The sequence below is a fragment of the Prochlorococcus sp. MIT 1303 genome (assembly GCF_001631965.1).
Lineage (GTDB): Bacteria > Cyanobacteriota > Cyanobacteriia > PCC-6307 > Cyanobiaceae > Prochlorococcus > Prochlorococcus marinus_D.
Genome location: NZ_LVHK01000044.1, coordinates 84,108 through 104,491 on the forward strand (window position 1 = coordinate 84,108; position 20,384 = coordinate 104,491).

General features: G+C 52.0%; 25 protein-coding genes and 1 tRNA gene. 14 read left to right on the top strand and 12 right to left on the bottom strand.

Features of this window, described 5'->3' with window-relative positions:
• Window positions 1–15: 15 nt before the first annotated feature.
• On the bottom strand, window positions 16–1,554 hold the full coding sequence (locus PMIT1303_RS09570) for a SpoIID/LytB domain-containing protein (RefSeq protein WP_063398944.1): 1,539 nt from the start codon (window positions 1,552–1,554) through the stop codon (window positions 16–18).
• Window positions 1,555–1,690: 136 nt separating this feature from the next.
• Between PMIT1303_RS09570 and rpmI the strand changes: the two genes are divergently transcribed.
• The 4 genes from rpmI to PMIT1303_RS09595 all read left to right on the top strand — a co-directional run bounded on the left by rpmI (window position 1,691) and on the right by PMIT1303_RS09595 (window position 3,880).
• Window positions 1,691–1,888 carry a 50S ribosomal protein L35 gene (rpmI, locus tag PMIT1303_RS09575; protein WP_011129435.1) on the top strand — a complete coding sequence of 66 codons (198 nt, stop codon included), beginning with the start codon at window positions 1,691–1,693 and terminating at the stop codon, window positions 1,886–1,888.
• 69 nt (window positions 1,889–1,957) lie between these two features.
• Entirely contained in the window at window positions 1,958–2,305 is a 348-nt protein-coding gene (rplT, locus tag PMIT1303_RS09580) for a 50S ribosomal protein L20 (RefSeq protein ID WP_011129434.1), read from the top strand.
• Window positions 2,306–3,152: 847 nt separating this feature from the next.
• Window positions 3,153–3,320, top strand: a complete 168-nt coding sequence (locus PMIT1303_RS13555; RefSeq protein ID WP_156486997.1) for a hypothetical protein — start codon at window positions 3,153–3,155, stop codon at window positions 3,318–3,320.
• Window positions 3,317–3,880 (top strand): tetratricopeptide repeat protein, encoded by a 564-nt coding sequence (locus PMIT1303_RS09595; protein ID WP_063398531.1) that lies wholly within the window; start codon window positions 3,317–3,319, stop codon window positions 3,878–3,880. The genes PMIT1303_RS13555 and PMIT1303_RS09595 overlap by 4 nt, the downstream gene beginning before the upstream one ends.
• Here the strand turns inward: PMIT1303_RS09595 and PMIT1303_RS09600 are convergent.
• Complete coding sequence (locus PMIT1303_RS09600; RefSeq protein ID WP_063398532.1) at window positions 3,848–4,387, bottom strand: hypothetical protein; 540 nt, start codon at window positions 4,385–4,387, stop codon at window positions 3,848–3,850. The two genes, PMIT1303_RS09595 and PMIT1303_RS09600, sit on opposite strands and share 33 nt — an antisense overlap.
• Window positions 4,388–4,475: 88 nt before the next feature.
• Here PMIT1303_RS09600 and PMIT1303_RS09605 point away from each other — a divergent pair, with 88 nt between their 5' ends.
• The 4 genes from PMIT1303_RS09605 to PMIT1303_RS09620 all read left to right on the top strand — a co-directional run bounded on the left by PMIT1303_RS09605 (window position 4,476) and on the right by PMIT1303_RS09620 (window position 7,972).
• Entirely contained in the window at window positions 4,476–5,306 is an 831-nt protein-coding gene (locus tag PMIT1303_RS09605) for a thiazole synthase (RefSeq protein ID WP_063398945.1), read from the top strand.
• 67 nt (window positions 5,307–5,373) lie between these two features.
• Window positions 5,374–5,541 (top strand): photosystem II assembly protein Psb34, encoded by a 168-nt coding sequence (gene psb34, locus PMIT1303_RS09610; RefSeq protein ID WP_063398533.1) that lies wholly within the window; start codon window positions 5,374–5,376, stop codon window positions 5,539–5,541.
• 59 nt (window positions 5,542–5,600) lie between these two features.
• Window positions 5,601–6,797, top strand: a complete 1,197-nt coding sequence (locus PMIT1303_RS09615) for an NAD-dependent epimerase/dehydratase family protein (RefSeq protein WP_063398534.1) — start codon at window positions 5,601–5,603, stop codon at window positions 6,795–6,797.
• Window positions 6,798–6,826: 29 nt separating this feature from the next.
• Window positions 6,827–7,972 carry a glycosyltransferase family 1 protein gene (locus PMIT1303_RS09620; RefSeq protein WP_063398535.1) on the top strand — a complete coding sequence of 382 codons (1,146 nt, stop codon included), beginning with the start codon at window positions 6,827–6,829 and terminating at the stop codon, window positions 7,970–7,972.
• Window positions 7,973–8,009: 37 nt separating this feature from the next.
• On the opposite strand, the gene mrdA is transcribed toward PMIT1303_RS09620, so the two are convergent.
• The 5 genes from mrdA to cbiD all read right to left on the bottom strand — a co-directional run bounded on the left by mrdA (window position 8,010) and on the right by cbiD (window position 14,104).
• Window positions 8,010–9,812, bottom strand: a complete 1,803-nt coding sequence (mrdA, locus tag PMIT1303_RS09625) for a penicillin-binding protein 2 (RefSeq protein ID WP_063398536.1) — start codon at window positions 9,810–9,812, stop codon at window positions 8,010–8,012.
• 5 nt (window positions 9,813–9,817) lie between these two features.
• Entirely contained in the window at window positions 9,818–10,219 is a 402-nt protein-coding gene (locus PMIT1303_RS09630; RefSeq protein ID WP_063398537.1) for a hypothetical protein, read from the bottom strand.
• A gap of 15 nt (window positions 10,220–10,234) precedes the next feature.
• Window positions 10,235–10,846, bottom strand: coding sequence for a hypothetical protein (locus tag PMIT1303_RS09635; RefSeq protein WP_063396519.1), 612 nt, complete (start codon window positions 10,844–10,846; stop codon window positions 10,235–10,237).
• A 470-nt stretch (window positions 10,847–11,316) separates the two neighbouring features.
• Window positions 11,317–12,903, bottom strand: coding sequence for a glutamine-hydrolyzing GMP synthase (guaA, locus tag PMIT1303_RS09640; RefSeq protein WP_063398538.1), 1,587 nt, complete (start codon window positions 12,901–12,903; stop codon window positions 11,317–11,319).
• A 40-nt stretch (window positions 12,904–12,943) separates the two neighbouring features.
• The gene (gene cbiD, locus PMIT1303_RS09645; protein ID WP_063398539.1) at window positions 12,944–14,104 is read right to left on the bottom strand and encodes a cobalt-precorrin-5B (C(1))-methyltransferase CbiD; all 1,161 of its coding nucleotides are present in this window, start codon (window positions 14,102–14,104) and stop codon (window positions 12,944–12,946) included.
• Between the two features lie 84 nt (window positions 14,105–14,188).
• Here cbiD and PMIT1303_RS09650 point away from each other — a divergent pair, with 84 nt between their 5' ends.
• Together PMIT1303_RS09650 and PMIT1303_RS09655 are read left to right on the top strand one after the other, a co-directional pair.
• A complete protein-coding gene (locus PMIT1303_RS09650) occupies window positions 14,189–15,337 on the top strand; it encodes an alanine--glyoxylate aminotransferase family protein (protein WP_063398540.1) in 1,149 nt (382 codons plus the stop codon).
• 48 nt (window positions 15,338–15,385) lie between these two features.
• Window positions 15,386–15,457 (top strand) — tRNA-Gly (locus PMIT1303_RS09655).
• 102 nt (window positions 15,458–15,559) lie between these two features.
• Here the strand turns inward: PMIT1303_RS09655 and PMIT1303_RS09660 are convergent.
• The 3 genes from PMIT1303_RS09660 to PMIT1303_RS09670 all read right to left on the bottom strand — a co-directional run bounded on the left by PMIT1303_RS09660 (window position 15,560) and on the right by PMIT1303_RS09670 (window position 16,483).
• Complete coding sequence (locus PMIT1303_RS09660) at window positions 15,560–15,784, bottom strand: hypothetical protein (protein ID WP_011129421.1); 225 nt, start codon at window positions 15,782–15,784, stop codon at window positions 15,560–15,562.
• 134 nt (window positions 15,785–15,918) lie between these two features.
• Window positions 15,919–16,149, bottom strand: a complete 231-nt coding sequence (locus PMIT1303_RS09665) for a hypothetical protein (protein ID WP_063398541.1) — start codon at window positions 16,147–16,149, stop codon at window positions 15,919–15,921.
• Between the two features lie 37 nt (window positions 16,150–16,186).
• Entirely contained in the window at window positions 16,187–16,483 is a 297-nt protein-coding gene (locus tag PMIT1303_RS09670) for a hypothetical protein (protein WP_063398542.1), read from the bottom strand.
• A 121-nt stretch (window positions 16,484–16,604) separates the two neighbouring features.
• Here PMIT1303_RS09670 and PMIT1303_RS09675 point away from each other — a divergent pair, with 121 nt between their 5' ends.
• The 3 genes from PMIT1303_RS09675 to PMIT1303_RS09685 all read left to right on the top strand — a co-directional run bounded on the left by PMIT1303_RS09675 (window position 16,605) and on the right by PMIT1303_RS09685 (window position 18,020).
• The gene (locus tag PMIT1303_RS09675; RefSeq protein WP_011824729.1) at window positions 16,605–17,120 is read left to right on the top strand and encodes an AbrB family transcriptional regulator; all 516 of its coding nucleotides are present in this window, start codon (window positions 16,605–16,607) and stop codon (window positions 17,118–17,120) included.
• A 62-nt stretch (window positions 17,121–17,182) separates the two neighbouring features.
• Window positions 17,183–17,629 carry a DUF6554 family protein gene (locus PMIT1303_RS09680; protein WP_063398543.1) on the top strand — a complete coding sequence of 149 codons (447 nt, stop codon included), beginning with the start codon at window positions 17,183–17,185 and terminating at the stop codon, window positions 17,627–17,629.
• Window positions 17,607–18,020 carry a hypothetical protein gene (locus PMIT1303_RS09685; RefSeq protein WP_063398544.1) on the top strand — a complete coding sequence of 138 codons (414 nt, stop codon included), beginning with the start codon at window positions 17,607–17,609 and terminating at the stop codon, window positions 18,018–18,020. The genes PMIT1303_RS09680 and PMIT1303_RS09685 overlap by 23 nt, the downstream gene beginning before the upstream one ends.
• Here PMIT1303_RS09685 and PMIT1303_RS09690 read toward each other — a convergent pair.
• Window positions 17,957–19,585: a DEAD/DEAH box helicase gene (locus PMIT1303_RS09690; RefSeq protein WP_197459813.1), complete on the bottom strand. Its 1,629-nt coding sequence runs from the start codon at window positions 19,583–19,585 to the stop codon at window positions 17,957–17,959. The two genes, PMIT1303_RS09685 and PMIT1303_RS09690, sit on opposite strands and share 64 nt — an antisense overlap.
• 154 nt (window positions 19,586–19,739) lie before the next feature.
• Between PMIT1303_RS09690 and PMIT1303_RS09695 the strand changes: the two genes are divergently transcribed.
• Window positions 19,740–20,141 (top strand): HNH endonuclease, encoded by a 402-nt coding sequence (locus PMIT1303_RS09695; RefSeq protein ID WP_011824726.1) that lies wholly within the window; start codon window positions 19,740–19,742, stop codon window positions 20,139–20,141.
• 7 nt (window positions 20,142–20,148) lie between these two features.
• Here the strand turns inward: PMIT1303_RS09695 and PMIT1303_RS09700 are convergent, their stop codons facing one another.
• Window positions 20,149–20,370: a serine protease inhibitor gene (locus PMIT1303_RS09700; protein ID WP_231901438.1), complete on the bottom strand. Its 222-nt coding sequence runs from the start codon at window positions 20,368–20,370 to the stop codon at window positions 20,149–20,151.
• Between the last annotated feature and the right edge of the window lie 14 nt (window positions 20,371–20,384).

Below are 20,384 nucleotides of genomic sequence, written 5' to 3' on the forward strand. Positions count from 1 at the left end.
CGAAGTCCAGCGACTCTAAGGGGCATCCCTCATCTCAGGCAAAGCTCCATAGGTCGTTCCTGGGTAGTAATGACTAAGAATCTGTTCAGTTGTCCAGCCTCGACGGGCCAGATCAACTGCTCCGGCTTGTGAAAGCCCAGCCCCATGGCCAAAACCACCGCCAGAAAGTTGCCAAACTCCGACACCAACTTCCTCAACCACGAAGAGAGTGCTTGGTAACTGACGCAAATGACGCCGAATACCGTCTAATCGAAGCACCACAGGAGGCTGATGGCCTTCATCACGTATCTCCAAAGACAAGACCCGACCACTTGGACCCCGTTCAAGAACAGTCAATCTCTGGGGCATTGACAAGCTAGGCGCCACCAAACGCAAAGCTTGTTGCAACTGTTCAGCAGTCAAAGTACGGGTCCAACGAAAACGGGGATGACCCTGGCCATAAGCACCATCGGCATTATCAAGCAATGACTTCACGACAACTCGTTCTGTGAGTGGCAAAAGGAAGCGATCTACCCAGCCAACGGATCCATCCAACTGAGCCCTTAGGTATGGAACAGACTCCATGGACCAAGCTTCAGAACCAGCGGCCATCACACCACCATTGCTGGCGTGATACACAGCATTGATCGGTTGCTCCTTCCAGCTCAACACCTTGCCAGCAGTGCTCACAATCGCCTGGCGGACTCCAAAACTGGCCTGCCTTGGATCGCTGTAAACCTGGCACTGAGTGTCACTGCACAGATGGTATCCATCAAGGGCAAACCGATGGCTATTGGCAAGCGCCCAGGTCCTAGCCAACACCGTCTGAGCAGCTAATGCTGCTGATGGAGCGCCCGCTCCAATCTCATGGGGCACCACTCCTTCCAGATACCTCTCCAGGGGAACATGTTCCACCAAAGTCCAGCTTCCGTAGGCATCAACCTGCAGTTGAAACGGCCCCAAATACACCCCACCCTTCCAACTGAGGCCATCCGGAGCATCAATCTGAATCGGACCCACCAAGCTGCGATCACCACTGTCCCCCTGAATCACAGGCTGCACAGCTGTAGAAACGATGCCCTGCCAAAGACGAATGTCCACTCCTGGGAGAGGTTGTACCCCTTGCGGCGCCCACACTTCCCATTCGCTTGGACGAGCCACCACGGCCGCAACGCCCAGCTCTCGCCACTGCGATGCAACCTGCTCCGCCGACTCGAAACTGGCGAATGGACCAGCCGCCTGACGTGACAACTGCAGGGGCTCCTCAAGAGCTACCAACCGCCAGGTGATTGTGATGACTGGAGCCCGCTGCACATCACCGCGCGCATCTTTGAGCAATAAGGGCTGATGCCCAGCACTGATCAAACGTAATGATGGAGCTGAGTGACTAGACGTCGTGCCCTGCCCCAAATAAGGCTGCAAAGCCACCCACAACAAAGACCTGCCTGAAATAGGAACCGGCGGAGCTTGTACCGCCTGATGAGTAGGCATACCAACAGAACCAACTGGTGGAATCACCTCTTGAGCGTCACAGCCCACCGTGCACACACCAAGCAAGACCAGGGCGCCACTCATGATTTGCTTTGAGCGAATCAGCGAACGATGAAAAGTCTTGGCCAATGCTGCCCCCTCGGCAAACACCCATCATGCGAAATTTGGCTTCTGGCAGGTCTTGATCGTATGGTTGTCGTTTGTGCGCAGACCGTCAGAGATGCCTAAGCTCAAGACCCGCAAAGCTGCTGCCAAGCGGTTCAAGGCAACTGTCACTGGCAAATTCATGCGCCGTCGTGCATTCCGCAATCACCTGCTGGACCACAAAAGTCCGAAATTAAAGCGCCATCTCGCCACCAAAGCCGTTGTAGATGAACGCGATGCGGAGAATGTGCGTCTGATGCTCCCTTACGCCTAAAGACCAAGCTCAACTAACAGGTCTTATACAAGCTGATCTGATTTCATTCCCTTCTTGATTTCTTAAACCATGGCCCGCGTCAAAAGAGGCAATGTTGCCCGCAAACGCCGTAACAAAATCCTGCGCCTAGCCCGCGGCTTTCAAGGCAGCAATGGAAGCCTCTTCCGCACAGCCAATCAGCGGGTCATGAAGGCTCTTTGCAATGCCTATCGAGATCGGCGGCGGCGCAAACGTGATTTTCGTCGTCTCTGGATTGCTCGCATTAATGCAGCCGCTCGGATCAACGGAGTCAGCTACAGCCGCCTGATTGGTGGCCTTAAAAAAGCCGACGTACGCATCAATCGGAAAATGTTGGCCCAACTGGCAGTAATGGATCCAAAAAGTTTCACTAGCGTGGTTACCTCCGCCAAGAGCTGATTCACTTTTTGCTTATCAATACAAGCAGTCAACAGAAACTCCAATCTGAAGATCTTTCTTGATGCCTAGCAAAAAAACTTTCATCTCTGTTCGATGACCAGAGCATCTTGAACTCTTAATAGGGCTTGTTTTTCTCTACCGTCTATTGCTTTTGAGGAGCATCCAATCCATCAAAACTAAAAAAATCATCAAGACATCAAAATAAGTTGCAGCTTGATAGCTGAGCAAGCCTTAAACCTGACTCCAAGGCTTGCCATTGCGCTGATACTCCAAGCCACTGAGGCAATTACGCCTGTACGAAAGAAAGCGCGGTCTTCGCTGATTGGCTTTCTCCGGCGTTGCCTTAGCAGCCGATGAAGCAAAAAATTGACTGATTTCAACAACGGAGACCTTCAACCCACAAGCTAAGGCAAAATCTCAATGACCTACTCGCACTTCAGACATGCAGCCACTAAGACTTTCATCACGCTGCTGAGCTGAGCAAGCCTGTTCAGCAGAACTTGATCCCAAAAAAGCAGAGAACAACTATGAATGCCGATCATGGAGGGCACTGCAACAGGAGCTTGAAATCGGCTGATGTTCTGCAGCCATGGGACTTGCCTCGATGGGTCCAAGACAAACAAGCAGGACTAAGACTCTCCGCTACATCTCTCTCATGCTCTAGAACAATGAATCTGACGTGCTGATGCACGCAGAACGTCCTATACCTGATCTGCTAGCCCACCCAAGACTCGTTCTCATCTGAGAAGATATCAAACCCTCAAATGGTGGAAGCTACTTTGAAAAGATGGTTGGAAGCCTCTACCCCCTCAGTGCTGATCTCTAACGAAGAGCAAATTTCCCGCAAGTGCCTGAACTCAATATCGATGAACTTCCAGAGCAAACTCTTTATGCCATTGGAAAAATGGTTTTTCAACGAGAAAAGCAGATGTTAAAAGTTCAAAGTCAATTCGACTACTGCCTCGATTTGACTGCAAATGCCAACTCAGCACTAAGAACTGCCCCTAAACCATGAGCGCCTTCCTGCCAGAAACGCAAACCTACCTAATTGGCCTAATCGGTTTGCTCGCAATCGTGGCTGTCATCGTGGGCAGTCAAGTTTTCAAGGCTCAACGCGACGAACGGGCACTGATCCGACTTGAAAAAAGTGGAGCGGGCTCTTCAAAAGAGGCATCCAAACTCTATGAACTGGCATCTGTACAGCTGCGTAAAAGGCTCTATCCACAGGCCATAGCATCCCTTCGCAAGGCCTTGAAGCAACTGACTGGTGAACCAGATGAAGCTAAAGCTCTGATCGAAAATGCCCTTGGGTTTGCACTCGCGGCTCAAACAGACTATTCATCAGCAGTTAGTCACTACCAGTCAGCCCTAAAAGCCAAGGCTGACTACCCTGTAGCACTAAACAACCTTGCCTTTGCTAAAGAGCGCCTTGAGCAAGATGCTGAGGCCTACGAGCTGTATCAAAAGGTGCTGAGCCTGGATCCCAAGAACAAGACAGCGCGCAAAAACCTCAAACGACTAGCAAAAACACAACCAACAAACTCACCAGAGCCCGCGGATGGGCAAGGGTTCTGATAAAGGTTCTGATGCCTGTACTGAACAGGAACTGTTCAAATCGAGCATGCCGCCCGGATTGGTAAGACGAGGTGCTTGCCAACCCACCTTTGTTAACTCCTGAAGACCAATAAAAAAACCACCTGGCTCCACTCCAGGAATCAACTGATCTGAAAGGGGTAGCAACTCCAGCTGATCTGACTTGGCATTCAAGTTTCCCTGCACAGGAGTGGTAACGCTGCCAAGACGCATCTCTCCACGCAGATCAATGATCTGACCAATCGGTGTGAGCTTGGCCAGGTTCAAGTTCACATCAACATTGGAGCCATCTGCAAAAGACTTGTAAGTGCCACACCACTGGCGAGGGATTGTCTCAGCAAGATCAACGGCGCGCGCTACCGGATCAAATCTCTGAACAGAACCCTCAACGACCAGCGGCACAGCCAATTGAGAGGAATCCAAGGGCATAGTGAGCTCGAAGGGAACCTCACTGTCAATCGAGAGATCCATGGCGAGCAGGATGGGCATGGAAAAACATGATGATGGGCACAAGCTAAAGCCAATCGGCTCAACCGGGACACTCCGCGATGACGTTCCAACAACCTCAACAGCGCCAATGGTTCTGACGCCCTCCTCACCTGACCTCCTCACAATCGGCAAACGCAACTTCCACAGCCGACTTTTTACAGGCACAGGGAAGTACCCAAGCCTAAAGGTGATGCAAGAAAGTCTGCGCTCTTCAGGATGCGAAATGGTGACGGTGGCAGTCCGCCGTGTACAAACAATGGCATCAGGCCACGCCGGCCTGATAGAAGCCATCGACTGGTCAAAAATATGGATGCTGCCCAACACCGCTGGCTGTGCAACTGCAGAGGAAGCCATTCGTGTAGCCCGACTCGGCCGCGAACTCGCCAAACTTGCAGGCCAGGAGGACAACAACTTCGTCAAGCTCGAAGTCATCCCCGACAGCCGCCACCTCCTACCTGACCCTTTCGGCACCCTTGAGGCCGCTGAACAATTGGTCAAAGAAGGCTTCGAGGTCTTGCCGTACATCAATGCCGATCCCCTCTTGGCTAAGCGCCTTGAAGAGGTGGGCTGTGCGACGGTCATGCCACTGGGCTCACCGATTGGATCAGGTCAAGGTCTGAGGAATGCCGCCAACATCTCCCTAATCATTGAAAACGCCCGAGTGCCAGTCGTTGTGGATGCTGGCATCGGTGTCCCCAGTGAAGCTGCACAGGCCCTGGAAATGGGTGCCGACGCAGTGCTGGTTAACAGCGCCATTGCCTTAGCCGGAGATCCAATCACCATGGCCGAAGCAATGCGTTGGGCGATTCAGGCCGGTAGGCAGGCTTACAGATCAGGTCGCCTACCCGAACGCGCCGCAGCGTCGCCAAGCTCACCGACAACAGGGATTATTACGGAAGCCAAGACTAAACAATTATGAAGGAACGTAACGGAAAAGCTCCTGCAAGCAATCCTGTCCATAGGGTCCGCCGAGTTGTAAGTGGTACATGCAAGTCACCGAGGAAGAGGGTGGTCGACTCAACGCCTTTGCAAGAGAACCCCGCATGGAAGTGATAGCTGAAAAAGGCAGCAGCAACGCCAACACTCGCCTGCTCCTCATCGGTGGAGCCGTGCTTGTGACATGCCTAATCATCGTCAGGATCGCCATCAGCTGAAAAACCTTGTAGTAGCTTGCCCTGACTGAGCGAATTGCTCGTTCCTGCAGGAGTTTGAGTTGAAAGTTTTGGTTCTCGGCGGCGACGGCTTCTGCGGATGGCCTTGTGCAGTGAACCTCGCTGATAGGGGTCACGACGTGTTGATCGTCGACAATCTCAGCCGCCGCAAGATCGATATCGATCTTGAAGTCGAGTCACTGACACCAATCACCAGCATTGGTGAGCGCCTCAGGGCCTGGCGAGAAATCGGAGGCAAGCCAATTCGTTTTGAGCACCTAGACATCGCCCATCAGTACGACCGATTGGTGACAATGCTCAAAACTGAACGACCCGATGCGGTGGTTCACTTTGCCGAACAGCGTGCAGCTCCCTACTCGATGAAGAGCAGCTCCACCAAGCGCTATACCGTCGATAACAACGTCAACGGCACTCACAATCTGCTCGCCGCCATCGTTGAAAGCGGCCTCGACATCCACATCGTGCACCTGGGAACGATGGGGGTGTACGGCTACGGCTCGCACCGCGGAGCCACCATTCCTGAGGGATACCTCAAAGTGGAAGTGCCCCAGCCCGATGGCAGCCGTTTCGAGGAAGAAATTCTTCACCCAGCTAGCCCTGGAAGTGTTTACCACATGACCAAGACGCTCGATCAACTGCTTTTCCTCTACTACAACAAGAATGACCAAATCAGGATCACCGACCTTCACCAAGGCATCGTCTGGGGTACCAACACTGAAGCAACCGCTAGGGATCCACGCCTAACCAACCGCTTTGATTACGACGGAGACTACGGCACAGTTCTCAACCGCTTCCTGATGCAGGCAGCAATCGGTTATCCACTCACTGTCCATGGAACAGGAGGTCAAACCCGTGCCTTCATCCACATCTGCGATTCTGTGAAGTGCGTACAACTGGCTCTTGAAAACCCACCGGCCAAAGGCGAACGAGTCAAGATTTTCAACCAAATGACCGAGAGCCACCAAGTGGGTGAACTGGCCAAGAAGGTAGCTGCCCTAACCGGCGCAGAACTAAACCATCTTCCAAACCCACGCAACGAAGCAGTGGAGAATGATCTGATTGTGGATAACCGCTGCTTCATCGAACTTGGACTCAAACCAACCACCCTCGACGATGGCCTACTTGCTGAAGTAGTCGATGTGGCAAAACGCTGGGCAGACCGCTGCGACCGCAGCCGTATCCCATGTGTATCGGCCTGGACTTCGACCCAGGCTGAGGCCATCAAGCACCCCTCCTAAACAGCCTGCCCACACCACCCGCTGAACCAGTGAAGATCGCCTTTTTCACAGAGACCTTCCTCCCAAAAGTGGATGGAATCGTGACACGACTCACCAAAACGGTGGAGCACCTGGTTGAAGCCGGTGATGAAGTGATGGTGTTCTGCCCGGAAGGCTGTCCTAGCGAATACATGGGAGCCGAATTGATAGGAGTGCCAGCCATGCCACTGCCGCTCTATCCGGAACTGAAGCTTGCCCTGCCCAGACCAGCCGTTGCCGAAGCACTAGAAACCTTCGAGCCCGATCTCGTACACGTTGTCAATCCAGCTGTACTAGGCCTTGGGGGAATTTGGTTAGCCAAAACCAACGGAATCCCTCTAATAGCGAGCTACCACACCCACCTCCCGAAATACCTAGAGCATTACGGCATGGGCATGCTTGAGCCCTTGCTCTGGGAACTTCTCAAGGCAGCCCACAATCAAGCAGTACTCAATCTCTGCACCTCAACAGCAATGGTGTCTGAATTGAGCGAGAAAGGGATCCAAAACACCGCCCTGTGGCAACGCGGTGTGGATACCGAACTCTTTCGACCGGAACTGCGCAATGAAACCATGCGCTTACGCCTTTTGAACACAAACGACGATCAAGGTGCCCTGCTTCTCTACGTAGGGCGGCTCTCCGCCGAAAAGCAAATCGAACGCATCAAACCCGTTCTCGATCGCATACCCGCGGCACGATTGGCCCTAGTAGGCGATGGACCTCACCGCCAGCAACTGGAAAAAGCATTTGAAGGCACTGCTACAACATTTGTGGGCTATCTCGAAGGGGAAGAACTAGCCAGTGCATATGCAAGCGGGGATGCCTTTCTATTCCCCTCAAGCACCGAAACCCTTGGGCTCGTTTTACTGGAAGCAATGGCAGCAGGTTGTCCTGTAGTGGGAGCCAATCGTGGCGGAATTCCAGACATCATTACCGACGGAGTCAACGGCTGTCTCTACGAGCCGGATGGAGTGGATGGAGGGTCCACCAGCCTGATCAATGCGACCCGACGACTGCTCGGCAACGATCTCGAGCGTCAAGGTCTGCGCAAAGCAGCCCGTCAAGAAGCCGAACGCTGGGGATGGGCCAGTGCCACGCAACAACTGCGGAGCTACTACAGAACAATCCTCGGCCAACCCCTCAACCTGGCCGCCTGAGACCAAACATCAGTGTGTTTTCTGCGAGTCAGTGAGTTCAACTAGAGCGTGTGCGATTCCAAGCCTGAAGCACCTGCCGTGCCATAGGCAACGCATGGACCGAACCGCCACCAGGAGTGTTCTGGGCAAAAGCAACAACGACGATTTCTGCTGACTGATATGGCGCAAAACATGCAAACCATGCGTGATCAGAGCCACCGGTACTGTCCTCGGCAGTGCCCGTCTTGCCGGCCACTTGCGGAAAGTTGGGCAAATTGAGACCTGAACCAGTCCCATCCTGCACAACCTTGCGCAAACCACGCCTAATCGTCGCCAATGTGGATGGCTTGATATCGACCTTGATGCGTCGCAGTGATGAAGTCCAGTCGATCCCACCATCTGCAAGATGAGGAGTGACCAAAAAACCCCCATTGGCGAATACGGCATAAGCGCGAGCAAGTTGCAAAGGAGTGATCTGAACTACAGATTGACCAATCGAGGCGCTGGCCATGTCCTCGGGAATCCAAGGAGTCGTTCCAGCTTCAGCCCAACCCCGACCTTTAGCCGCCCAGGCCTGATGGCCCACCAAACCCTTGCTCTCCTCATAGCCAATCTCAATCCCAGTGCGGGCATCGAAACCAAGCTTGATGGCGGCCTCATAAAGCGCCTTAGAACCCACACCCACACCCACCTGATAAAAGAAGGTATTGCTGGAGAAGCGCAACGCATCCTCATAACCGATCGTGCCAAATCCGGCACCGTTGTGGTCAGGGAAGCAATGCCCCCCATAAGTGATGCATGCCGCCGTCTTTAAACGCACATCAGGCAGAAACTTGCCGCTCTCCATGCCCGCCATACTTGTAACAGGTTTCCAAGTACTCCCCGGGTCATAGGCATTCATGGCCCGACTGAGCAATGGCTTGCTCGACGAAGCAAAAAGCTTGTCGTACTCCTTCTGCGTGGTGACCAGTTTTGAGAAAAAGTTGGGATCAAAGGCAGGGCGACTAGCCATGGCGCGAATAGCACCGTTACGAGGATCGAGTGCTACAACTGCACCGCCAGGCTTATCTTCAAGAGCCTTTTCAGCAGCCAACTGCAAATCAAGGTCAAGTGTGAGGAGGAGATCTTTACCCGCCTGTGAAGGCTTGTCACCAAGACTGCGCTGCACCTCTCCCATAGCGTTGACTTCAAGCATCTGACCACCCCACTTCCCTCGTAAATGAGGCTCATAGGCCGCCTCCACTCCAATTCGGCCAATGCGATCTCTAATCTCATAACCCTGATCAGCGAGAGTCTTAAACTCCTTTTCAGTAATTGGCTGGGTATAGCCCAAGACATGGGCGGCCAAAGTGCCGTGCGGGTAGTGACGTAGTACATCCACATCGACCTGGGCCGCTTCAAAACTGCGAGCCTGCTCTCGAAAACGCAGCACCTGCTCAGGTTTCAAATCAGTTGCCAAAGTGATGCGATAGCCATCCGTGCCAACCCCCTGTCGCCTGCGTTGATCTAAATCCTGCTTAGGAAGATTGAGCAACTGAGAAAGACTGTCACGAAGCCCAGGCCAATTACCATCACTAAGCAATCGAGGCTGCAAATAAAGGTTGTAGCTGAGCTTGCTTGAGGCAAGTACACGGCCTTGACGATCGAGCAGCCGACCACGAATCGGTGAACGGGGTACCAAGCGAATCCGATTTTCATCTGCCAACTCTCGGTATCGAGCTCCTTCCAACAGCTGTAACCAGGTCAACCGCGCCACCATGGCGCCACAAAACAAAAGCACCAGAGCAAGCAAGACCTTGGGCTGCTGGCCTAAACCACTGTGCCGCTGATTGGCACGTCCCAAAGGCCGCGATCCACTCATCAACGTCAGCTTTGTTCCACGCCAGATGTTGGCGATTTTTCGCCAACATCTGGCTGCAGGTGAAGCTGAAGAGCATCAAGCCGTCCCTCAATCCTGGCCAGCACCTCCAGCAAAATCTGCTGATCCTGAGGGTCTGGGGAATTCACAACGACATCATCAACGGCCACATTCACTGCCATCACAGGATTCCCCAGCCCTGGGCTTACTTGATCTAATCGATCACGTACTGATCGAGCAGCAGCTTCTCCTTCAACACGAAGCTCCTGGAGGGGATCACTTGAGCCCGTAAAAGCTTCCACCATTTTTCTCGCTCCACCACGACGGACCCGATCAACCATCGCCAAACCCACAGGAAGAGCATCCTGCATCAGGGAAAGGCGAAGGCTGTCGAACGAATCGTCGGCCATGCAAGCCACAAAGGTCTACCTAACAACAGTTTGCTCGGAAGGGATCAAAAGTGTTGGGCAAGACGTTTGAGACATTCCCATCGACCAGCCCCCAAAACCTGCCAAAACCAATAACGCCACCATTGGTCCCACAGCATGATGCGTTGTCTCCAAGCTGAACCATTCCCTCCAAGACCGCCAAAAACGCTCACGAGCAAAGCGCTTGCGCTCACGAGACTCTTGTTTGCAACGCCTGCGAAACGACTTCTCGACCCAGCGCTCAAAAGACTGCTTCTTTGTGACCGCCATCTTGCGCTCGACCTCAAGCAACTGGCCAGCTGTAAGTTCAGGGTGAAAAGTGCCGATCAGCTCCAAACTTTTCAGGAACATCTCAACAGCAGCATCCTTGATATCCCTTTGGCTCTCATCCAACAGAGCCCAATCAAGCTCAGGGTAAAAGCGACCACGATTGAGGCTGATCTGGTCTTCACCCAACTGACCGGGCTCCCTTAACCAACGATCGGTGTTGCTGTCAAACCTTCGCCAGTACAGGAAAGGGTTGATATAAACGGTCTTACCCGCAAACTGAATGCTGTCCTGTTGCAAACGGCGGTCTAGCTGTATGTCCTGCTGTTGGGCGACGGTCAAAAGTCTCTAGGCCAGTGGCCCAGGCTATCGAGTCATTCTGAGCTTCACCAGTCCCTCATCACCTCAACAGAATCGACTTTCACTTCAAGGGTGCTAATCAAAAATATTGAGTGATGCAAAGCATTCTCGAAGATGATTTGAGCTCATGCAGCCAAGTCAGCACAGAGAGCGTTGAAGAAGAAGACTCGACGCTAGAAAGATCGTCGAATCTTTGTCACCATCAACACATCGTCAATCGTTAACAAATGAGCGAAAGCCAAAGCTGATCATTAGCAGCATGAAATAAACTGATTCGAACGACAATTGACAAGAAAAGTGTAAAATTGTCAAAAGCCAAGACGCATAATACTCTCAATCCAAATAAAATAGCAGGACTCTTAAAACTGACACCAGAATGTATAATTCTGGATCACCTCTAATAAAACTTGAAGCCACAATTTAGAGTTGAGAAAAGAAATTCAATGCCTAAACTATTCCCACTCAATTGTGCCGGGAGGCTTGCTGGTGATGTCAAGCACAACCCGGTTTACACCGCTCACTTCATTGACAATTCGATTGGAGATACGCTCCAAAAGTTCATCAGGCATGCGTGACCAATCCGCTGTCATGCCGTCCTCACTGGACACGCAACGCAAAACAATCGGCCAAGCGTAAGTGCGCTGATCCCCCATCACCCCGACAGAGCGCACGGGCAGCAACACAGCAAAGGCCTGCCATATGTCGTGATAGAGACCTGCATCGCGAATTTCTTCGCGAACAATCAAATCGGCATCACGCAAACAATTCAACTTCTCGTCGGTCACTTCACCAAGAATACGAATCGCCAAACCTGGGCCAGGGAAGGGATGACGTCGCACAATCTCTTCCGGCAAGCCCAAAGCAAGGCCTACTTTTCGCACCTCGTCTTTAAACAATCGCCTAAGTGGCTCCACCAACTTGAACTGCAGATCCTTTGGTAGTCCCCCCACATTGTGATGGCTTTTGATCTTCACAGCCAGCCGTTCACCGGTCTTTCGATCAACGTTAGTTCCAGCACTCTCAATCACATCTGGATACAGAGTCCCCTGGGCGAGGTAATCAAATGGACCAAGTCGAGCACTCTCTTCTTCAAACACTCGAATGAATTCGGTACCAATAATTTTACGTTTCTCTTCCGGATCAACAATGCCATTCAACTTAGAAATAAACCGTTGTCTTGCATTGATATATTCAACATTGATATTAAACTTACGATCAAAGAAATCCATCAAAAACTCAGGCTCACCTTTACGCATAAACCCCTGATCAATAAACATGCACGTGAGCTGATCTCCAATGGCCTTTTTTAATAGAAAAGCCAAGGTTGAGGAATCAACTCCTCCGGACAAAGCAAGCAACACCCGTTTATCACCGACTTGAGAACGAACCTGGCTAACGGCTTCTTCAATAAATGCGGTCGTAGTCCAATCCGGTTCACAGCCACAAATGTGATAAACAAAATTTCTAATCAACGACATCCCATCAGTGGAATGAACCACCTCAGGATGAAATTGCACGCCATAAAACTGACGATTGTGATCAGCAACCGCCGCATCAGGAGTATTGGCTGTATGAGCAAGCCGAACAAACCCCTCAGGTAAGGCGCGCACGGAATCACCATGGCTCATCCACATGGTGGATCCATTCTCAACATTGGTGAGCAGATCCGTCGGGTCATCAACTTCAAGAGGAGCCTTGCCGTATTCGGCCTTGCCCGTGGCCATTTCCACCCGACCACCCAACTGCTGCACCATCAATTGCATGCCATAACAAACCCCCAGCACAGGAATACCCAAATCCCAAATGTTCGGATCACAAAGCGGCGCTCTCTCGGCATACACAGAGCTAGGTCCGCCACTCAAAATGATGCCCTTCGGGGCAAGCTGGCGAAGCTCATCCGCTGAGGTGCTATAGCTCATCACCAATGAGTAGACCTCTGTTTCTCGCACCCGACGGGCAATCAGCTCTGAATACTGAGAGCCAAAATCGAGAATGACGATTGCCGGCTGGCGCTGACCTTCAGACTGGGAATTGGACATATCAGCGAAAAAGCTCCTCTGGAGTCAACCAACAGAACGTTCAGGGTAGAGAAAGGCTTATTGGTGAATCCTCAGGGGTCACTCCCAAGACAGCCAACTGTTGAGACCCTTGGGGACCAGCCCAGCGCAACCGTCGCTGACGATCGAAAAGAGCTGCCCCAATAGCGATCGACCATGAGCCATAACGGGCAAGGTAGGCAGCGCTGCGATGCTCCACTGTTGCCGCCAGCCGATACCAAAGCTTGCGTACCAGCTCTGGATCTTGAGCTTCCAGCATCTTCAATGCTGCCTCCATGGAATCAGCCTGGCCAAGTTGCCGGATCAGATCCAACGGCAATCCTTCACGCACAGCCATGGCCGCAAGCACCTCCAAACGACCATCTGCCAGATGGTGATGAGTATGAAAAATCCCCCCTGCCAACTTCACCAACTTGCCGTGATAGCCCAACAACAACAATTGCTCCACCCCAGCCTCTGCCGCGGCCACGATGACAGGCCCCAACCAATTGCCAATCTTGAGGAGCGGCTGAGCAGCCAACCCCAACTGTCGAGCTAGATCAAGACCATTCTCACCAATCACCAAAGTCATTGCTCCACAAAAATCTGAAGCGGCACTTTGCCGACGTAGTTGCTCAATGGTCTGCTGCAACTGATCAGGAGAGGCGCTGACCTGCACATCCGCCTGGGTACCAATCAAGGCCAAGCCATCCACAACCCCAAAAGCTGCATTACTGGTACGTGCTGCCAAATCTCTACCCCTAGGCAACACAACTTCCAACTGCAGCCCTCGACCCGAAGGCACCAGGGGGTACAAATTACGACTCAAAAGCTCGCGTGCAAATCGAGACACACACGCCTCTCCACCGGACCCCAGCGTGCCAACACCCTTGCCTGCCACGAGATTCAGCCAGGCCTCTGAATGAACATTCAACTCATCATCAACACCAACAACCAACTCCTGCCACTGAACAAACACCCAAATCTCCAAACCTCTTGTGAGATCAAGACCTGGACCTGGATCGCAATGGCTGATTGCCAAAGCCTGTTCACCTCCAGCCAAAACCGCGGCAGAGGTGACTGACACAGCAAAAGGTTCGTCGCGATCAGGCAATTCAAGCAACTGAGAAGCACTGAAAGGCCTTCCAAGCAAAGCTTCGGTAGCAGCTCGGGCCGCAGCCGCGACCCAAACCGGGAGCGTCAACCCCCTTGAATCAGGATCGGCGTGATCGATAAAAAACCCTTGCTTAGGTATTTTCTAGGTTGGTTCATTACTAAGCCTTAGGCCGTGCAGGACAAACTCACCCTGATGATCCCGGGTCCTACACCGGTTCCCGAAACAGTACTCAAAGCCATGGGTCGCCACCCCATCGGCCATCGCAGTGGAGAGTTTCAAGCCGTCGTTAGACATACCACCGAGCAGCTGCGCTGGCTGCATCAGACCAAATCAGATGTTCTAGTCATCACTGGCAGCGGCACCGCTGCGATGGAAGCAGGAATCATCAATACCCTCAGCTACGGCGACAAGGTTCTCTGCGGCGACAACGGCAAGTTTGGACAGCGCTGGGTAAAGCTGGCTAAGGCTTACGGCCTGGACGTACAAGTGATAAAAGCAGACTGGGGACAACCGTTAGACCCAGAAGCCTTCAAAAGAGCACTGGAAGCAGACAATGGCAAAACAATCAAAGCCGTAATTCTCACCCACTCGGAAACCTCAACTGGGGTCATTAACGACCTTGAAACCATCAGCAAATATGTCCGCACTCACGGCAAAGCACTAACCATCGCTGATTGCGTGACAAGCCTTGGGGCCTGCAATGTACCCATGGATTCTTGGGGTCTAGATGTGGTTGCCTCCGGTTCCCAAAAGGGATACATGATGCCTCCAGGTCTCAGCTTCGTGGCCATGAGTGAACGAGCCTGGCAAGCACATCAACAATCGGATCTACCGAAGTTTTATCTCGATCTGGGGCCTTACCGAAAAACTGCCGCTCAAGACAGCAATCCATTCACCCCTGCTGTGAATCTCTACTTCGCACTGGAATCTGCGCTGGGAATGATGCAATCAGAAGGACTAGAAGCCATCTTTGACCGTCATGCCCGCCACCGCGCAGCCGCTCAGGCCAGCATGAAGGCCATCTGCCTGCCCCTGTATGCAGCTGAAGGACACGGCAGCCCAGCGATCACCGCAGTCGCACCTGAGGGAGTTGATGCAGAGCAACTGCGCAAAACTGTCAAAGAGAAATTCGACATCCTGCTAGCAGGTGGACAGGATCATCTAAAAGGGAAGGTCTTCCGTATCGGCCATCTTGGATTCGTATGTGATAGAGATATCCTCACTGCCATAGCTGCAATCGAATCCACCTTGCAATCTCTTGGCTTGCATAAAGGCAACATGGGAGATGGCCTGGCAGCAGCAGAAGCAATTCTCAGATAACAGTGCTCGCCAACAAAACGAACTCAAGCTGATCTAAACTGATAAAATGCGGGTGTAATTCAGTGGTAGAATGTCAGCTTCCCAAGCTGAACGTCGCCGGTTCGAATCCGGTCACCCGCTTATCCAAGGATTAATCAACGTTCATAGAATACTCTTCATATTTAACAAACCAAAAACCCTGTCTAATTGAAAATAGGATTCAAAGCATTAATCAATCCCAATTCAGGATCTGGGCTTGATTAATTGAAGAACTTGTGGACCAACCACTCCTGCACGACGCTCCTGATCTAATGCCTTAAGAATCAAACTGCCAGCAGCCTGAAAATCTCCCGCTTCAGCCTGTGCAGAAGCTCGGTCAAAAAAACCACTCGCGGCCTTCAAGTAAACCTCGCGTTGAATAGAAGCGGAATTCGTGCCCGCTGTTGTTCTCAAAAAAGTAGACGTCAAGACTGATCAGCTGAACCCCTTGATTGAAAGTTTAACTCGAATTGTCTAGTACAAGCAATATCGAGCATCAAAACAGCAAATGTTGTTGTCCAAATCAGCCATTTGATATGTATAGAAAATATAAGGGGGCTAAATCAGGTTCCTGGCTCCTCAATGTTGCCTCCCATAGTTTCGATCTGAGCTCTTAAGACTGACGCACGAGTCTGGTCACCACGTGTTTCGGCAACAGCCAATGCAAATTCAAGCTTCTCGAGCTGATGCCCCCCCTCATGGAAGGCCTGAAGTCTGATAGAAGATCTCGCTAACGGTGACAATACTGAGCTGGTAACCCCAGCTTTGCCAGAGGCAGAAATGGTTAAAGCCATGGATGCCTTTCTTTTTATTGTGCACCCGATGCCACCCTCATGCCGCAAGAGTGTCTGGTTCCCCTGACCAAGACTGAGGTTCTTCTCGGGCTTGATCCTCAGCTTGATCAGAACTATCAAGAAGTTCCTGGCACTGTTTTAAGAGCTGCTCAACCCCATCGAGCATCTCCATTTCCTCTGCCGGAATCCTCTGAGATTCGCTCTGCTGTCTCAACTGAAACTCCAAAGCCTCCTGACGCTGCTCCAATTTAACGAGCCTCTGCGATAAAGCAGTGATCGTCTGAACCAGGTCTTCTGCAGTACGAGTAATTCGAAAAGAAACTGACGAGGACATAGCCACAAACAAATACTTTGTCCCGATGACAACACATGAGGAATAAAGGCTCAAGTCATTAGGCAGATGGTGAGGAGAATCATTTGCGCTCAAAGTATCTGTACTTTTTCAAATCGATCCCATGCCTTCTCTGGCAACGTTGCTGATTTATCTCATGGCAGGAACAGCATTGGGTCTGCTGACATTGCGCACTGGCATTCCAGCAGCACCCCTTGCAGGTGCTCTTTTAGGTGCAGGGCTCGTGAGCATGAGCGGTCGCCTTGATGTTGCTGAATGGCCCTCAGGAACACGCACCGCAATTGAAATCGCGATCGGCACGGTGATCGGTACCGGCCTGACCAAAAGCTCCCTAGGGGAGCTGCAAAGCCTCTGGAAACCAGCCCTACTGATCACTCTGACCCTTGTACTTACTGGGATCGTGATCGGTCTTTGGAGCAGTCGATTACTAGGTATTGACCCTGTGGTTTCTCTCCTCGGCGCTGCCCCAGGAGGCATCAGTGGCATGAGTCTGGTAGGTGCGGAATTCGGCGTCGGTGCTGCAGTCGCCACCCTGCATGCTGTGAGATTAATCACCGTACTTTTGGTACTACCCCTTCTGGTGAAGCTATTGGCCCCATTAGGACTCATTGATTCCTGATTAAACCTGGACAGGACAGTTTCAATCGATAAGTTGATCAATACTGTGTTGACTTGCAAGCGATGAATCGAAATCGAAATCGAGTTGCCCTTTCACTCACACTGCTAGGCCTTGTGGGAATCAGTCTTTCTGGCACAGCTGCCCAATCAGCAACAACTGACGCCGCAAGCAAAGGAGCCCAGATCTACTGCTTCATGCGTAGTAATGGCAATAACCATGAGGTGAGCTGGACTGCCTCTTATGCCCTAATCAAACGCCAGGGAAATAGCCTTTTCAAGACCTCACCAAAGCATGCTGCCGTATTAATTACTGAAGCAGTGGTCAATGAACCCAGCAATTATCCAAACTGCGGTCAATACCTTGGCGATCTCTTCGGAAATAGCAAAAACTCTTTGTCAGTAGCTGATCAAGAAAGTAGTGATGAGACTGTCATCGACTCCTATAGCTCTGGCAATACCAACACCACCACTCCTTCAAGCACAGATCATGAGCAGCACTACAGCTATTAAATTCCCTCGCTTCCTTGCCAAACTATTTCTGAGCGGATTGCTGCTTTCCGGTCTTAGCTGCAACAGTCGCTCAGCACCAACCAATCCATCTGCTGACTCGAATATCTCGTCCCAAGCTTGCTTGGAAAATCTTGACCTCAAAGGACTCGACAAAGCCCTACTGCGCTGCAATAGCGTCGTGAGCCAACATCAAAACGACCCTGAACCACTCAACGACCGGTCACTGATCTACACCCTGCTTGGCCAAACCAATTTGGCTTGTGAAGATGTCTCCAAAGGTTTAAAGCTTCTGAATCAACAAGGCGCGTCAGCTGATCCGATGGTGCGTCACGAACTAACCGTGCGTAAAGACTCCTGCATGCAACATCTCAACATGACTGGCAAAGGCTGACGCTTGAGTCCAACACGACGAGAACCAAGCAATACCTCAATCCGCTCGGCCTTACTTGCGATCAGAGCATCCACCAGCTGATCTGCAAAACCCAGTTGGAACCAGTGACTCGTGAGTCCACCATCCATCCCCAATCGATGGCAACGATCCTCAGCCTGATCCACATCACCAGGTGTCCAGTGACGTTCAAGCAAAACCACATGCCTAGCGCGATGCAAGGTGTAACCAAGCCCGCCTACTGCATAGGTTGCCAACAAAAGGGAACTCATCCCTGATTGAAAACGATTTACAGCTTCTTGACGCTGGCCTGGACGCTGACGACCAGTTAACAACTCACCCCCTAAGCGTTGCTGCAAAAGCAACAAAGGACCAACAAAACTGCTGAAAAGGACAACAGCTTGCCCCTCAGCAAGAAGTGCTGCCACAACAGTCTCCACTGCTGGCAGCTTGAACTCCGCTGCAATCTGGCGCAAAGCCGTAAGCACCGCGAGCGATTCCGCATCTGAACGCACCAAACCCTGCTGAACACGATGGCGATAGTTGTCAGTGACAAGAGCTAGACGATGGTCAAAACCACGAGACTCCGACTCTGTAAGGACAACCCGATGCTCTTGACGACGTTTTGGGGGCAAGCCAAGCAAAGTCTGCTTGCGTCGATGCAGAACCAATGGACGTGTGAGCTTCCCTAGAGCATCGAGATCACTCGCACCACGTGAATGCCAGCGTCGCTGTCCACCTTGATCTCGCCAGTGACCCTGACAAAAACGCTCTTCAAACTTACGTTGATCTCGAGCCAAAGGATGATCAATGGCAGCCAGCAATGGATAAAGCTGATCAGGACGACCATTTTTCATCGGCGTCCCGGTGAGTAACCAAATAGCCCTTAAACGCGGATGCCGCGCAAGCCTTAAAAGAGCCTGAGTTCGTCTTGACTTGATGGACTGGCCGAAATGCGCTTCATCCACCAACAGAAGCGTTCCCGCCGCCGGCAATTCCCTAGGCAGACGAGCCCAGCTATGGATGCATACCGGCAAATCAAGACTTGCAGCTTCGATGCGCCAGTGGTCATGAAGACCCACCGGCGCCACCACCATGACCCGTACATCAGCACATCTCACCATGGCACGAGCCGCCAAAAGAGAGGTAAGAGTCTTACCAAGACCCATTTCATCAGCCAAGACTGCACCGCGCCGCGCCAACAACCAACGGGCTCCAGAGCACTGATGAGGAAGAGGTCTACGACCATCTTTCAAAACAACCTCAAGGTCTGCATAGCTCACGAGATCGCGATGGGGCGGCATCGGTGGCAAAGGCTGTTCGAACCAACTCAGCCACTGAGCCAAGTCGTCCTGCACCAAAAAACGTGTGCCAAACTGCCTCTGCAAATGTTGAGCCGCAACCAAAGGAAATTCCCAGCCCTGGCGAGTACCACGCCAAATTCCACGAGGCCTCACTTTGCGAAGCTGAGCCTGAGTCACCGCATCGAAAGGGAACGCCACCTTGACCAAACCCGCCGCAGTCAGACCCAAATAACAGCTGGAAGACGATTTAGGCGTGAGCTTCACTGCTCAAGGAACACCTAATTTACGCCCCATTGCCTTACTAGCAAGAGCGAAAGCAGCCACTGTAAAAAGCAGCGCAAAGCAAGCCAAAATAGATATTTAGACACATTGACTCAAAGAGCATGCGCGGCACACTGCACAAAACCGAGGCACTCGGATGCACAATAGGGACGCGGTTTTCCTCGAAGATCTCTGCCCCAAGTTACGTGTGCGAAGATGGAGAAAATCCCTTCACAACTATACCGCTCAAAGTTGTATCTATTGCGGCAAAACTTCTGAATCAATTGACCATATTCTGCCTCTCAGTCGCGGTGGCTTAAGTATTACTCAAAACTGCGTTCCGGCCTGTCTCTCCTGTAACGGTGACAAATCAGATGCCCATGCCTTCGAGTGGTATAGGCGCCAACGTTTCTATGATCCGCGACGCGCAATGGCCATCCGCGCCTGGATGGATGGCGATCTCAGACTGGCTTTAAGGTTGCTTCAATGGACCCAACCCAACCATAGAGAAGCTCCTGTTATCAGCCAAGATGAAGAATGGATGCCCCAGCTGGCCTAAACCAATCTCACCAGACCTGACAGGCCACCACAGGGTAATTTCTTTGGCAAATAGAAGCCTGCTGCTCAGGTTGCTCCGGAGCGAGAAGCATCGCACCTGTCAACAAAGCCAAAGGCAAGACAAAATGAAAAACCGAACTGATCTGCCGACCTTGAACGATCCTTGGACATGCCCGACGCGGCAGCATGGATACTGAAATCGCGGAAGCGCGCAAATAGGAGCTCGCCATGACCAAATCTGGAA

What these genes read in the sequence shown, in the direction of transcription:
- PMIT1303_RS09570 (WP_063398944.1), bottom strand. Translation starts at nt 1,554, where the DNA reads ATGAGTGGCGCCCTGGTCTTGCTTGGTGTGTGCACGGTGGGCTGTGAC.
- rpmI (WP_011129435.1), top strand. Translation starts at nt 1,691, where the DNA reads ATGCCTAAGCTCAAGACCCGCAAAGCTGCTGCCAAGCGGTTCAAGGCA.
- rplT (WP_011129434.1), top strand. Translation starts at nt 1,958, where the DNA reads ATGGCCCGCGTCAAAAGAGGCAATGTTGCCCGCAAACGCCGTAACAAA.
- PMIT1303_RS09595 (WP_063398531.1), top strand. Translation starts at nt 3,317, where the DNA reads ATGAGCGCCTTCCTGCCAGAAACGCAAACCTACCTAATTGGCCTAATC.
- PMIT1303_RS09600 (WP_063398532.1), bottom strand. Translation starts at nt 4,387, where the DNA reads ATGCCCATCCTGCTCGCCATGGATCTCTCGATTGACAGTGAGGTTCCC.
- PMIT1303_RS09605 (WP_063398945.1), top strand. Translation starts at nt 4,476, where the DNA reads ATGGTTCTGACGCCCTCCTCACCTGACCTCCTCACAATCGGCAAACGC.
- psb34 (WP_063398533.1), top strand. Translation starts at nt 5,374, where the DNA reads ATGCAAGTCACCGAGGAAGAGGGTGGTCGACTCAACGCCTTTGCAAGA.
- mrdA (WP_063398536.1), bottom strand. Translation starts at nt 9,812, where the DNA reads ATGAGTGGATCGCGGCCTTTGGGACGTGCCAATCAGCGGCACAGTGGT.
- PMIT1303_RS09630 (WP_063398537.1), bottom strand. Translation starts at nt 10,219, where the DNA reads ATGGCCGACGATTCGTTCGACAGCCTTCGCCTTTCCCTGATGCAGGAT.
- guaA (WP_063398538.1), bottom strand. Translation starts at nt 12,903, where the DNA reads ATGTCCAATTCCCAGTCTGAAGGTCAGCGCCAGCCGGCAATCGTCATT.
- PMIT1303_RS09665 (WP_063398541.1), bottom strand. Translation starts at nt 16,149, where the DNA reads ATGGCTTTAACCATTTCTGCCTCTGGCAAAGCTGGGGTTACCAGCTCA.
- PMIT1303_RS09670 (WP_063398542.1), bottom strand. Translation starts at nt 16,483, where the DNA reads ATGTCCTCGTCAGTTTCTTTTCGAATTACTCGTACTGCAGAAGACCTG.
- PMIT1303_RS09675 (WP_011824729.1), top strand. Translation starts at nt 16,605, where the DNA reads ATGCCTTCTCTGGCAACGTTGCTGATTTATCTCATGGCAGGAACAGCA.
- PMIT1303_RS09680 (WP_063398543.1), top strand. Translation starts at nt 17,183, where the DNA reads ATGAATCGAAATCGAAATCGAGTTGCCCTTTCACTCACACTGCTAGGC.
- PMIT1303_RS09685 (WP_063398544.1), top strand. Translation starts at nt 17,607, where the DNA reads ATGAGCAGCACTACAGCTATTAAATTCCCTCGCTTCCTTGCCAAACTA.
- PMIT1303_RS09695 (WP_011824726.1), top strand. Translation starts at nt 19,740, where the DNA reads ATGCACAATAGGGACGCGGTTTTCCTCGAAGATCTCTGCCCCAAGTTA.
- PMIT1303_RS09700 (WP_231901438.1), bottom strand. Translation starts at nt 20,370, where the DNA reads ATGGCGAGCTCCTATTTGCGCGCTTCCGCGATTTCAGTATCCATGCTG.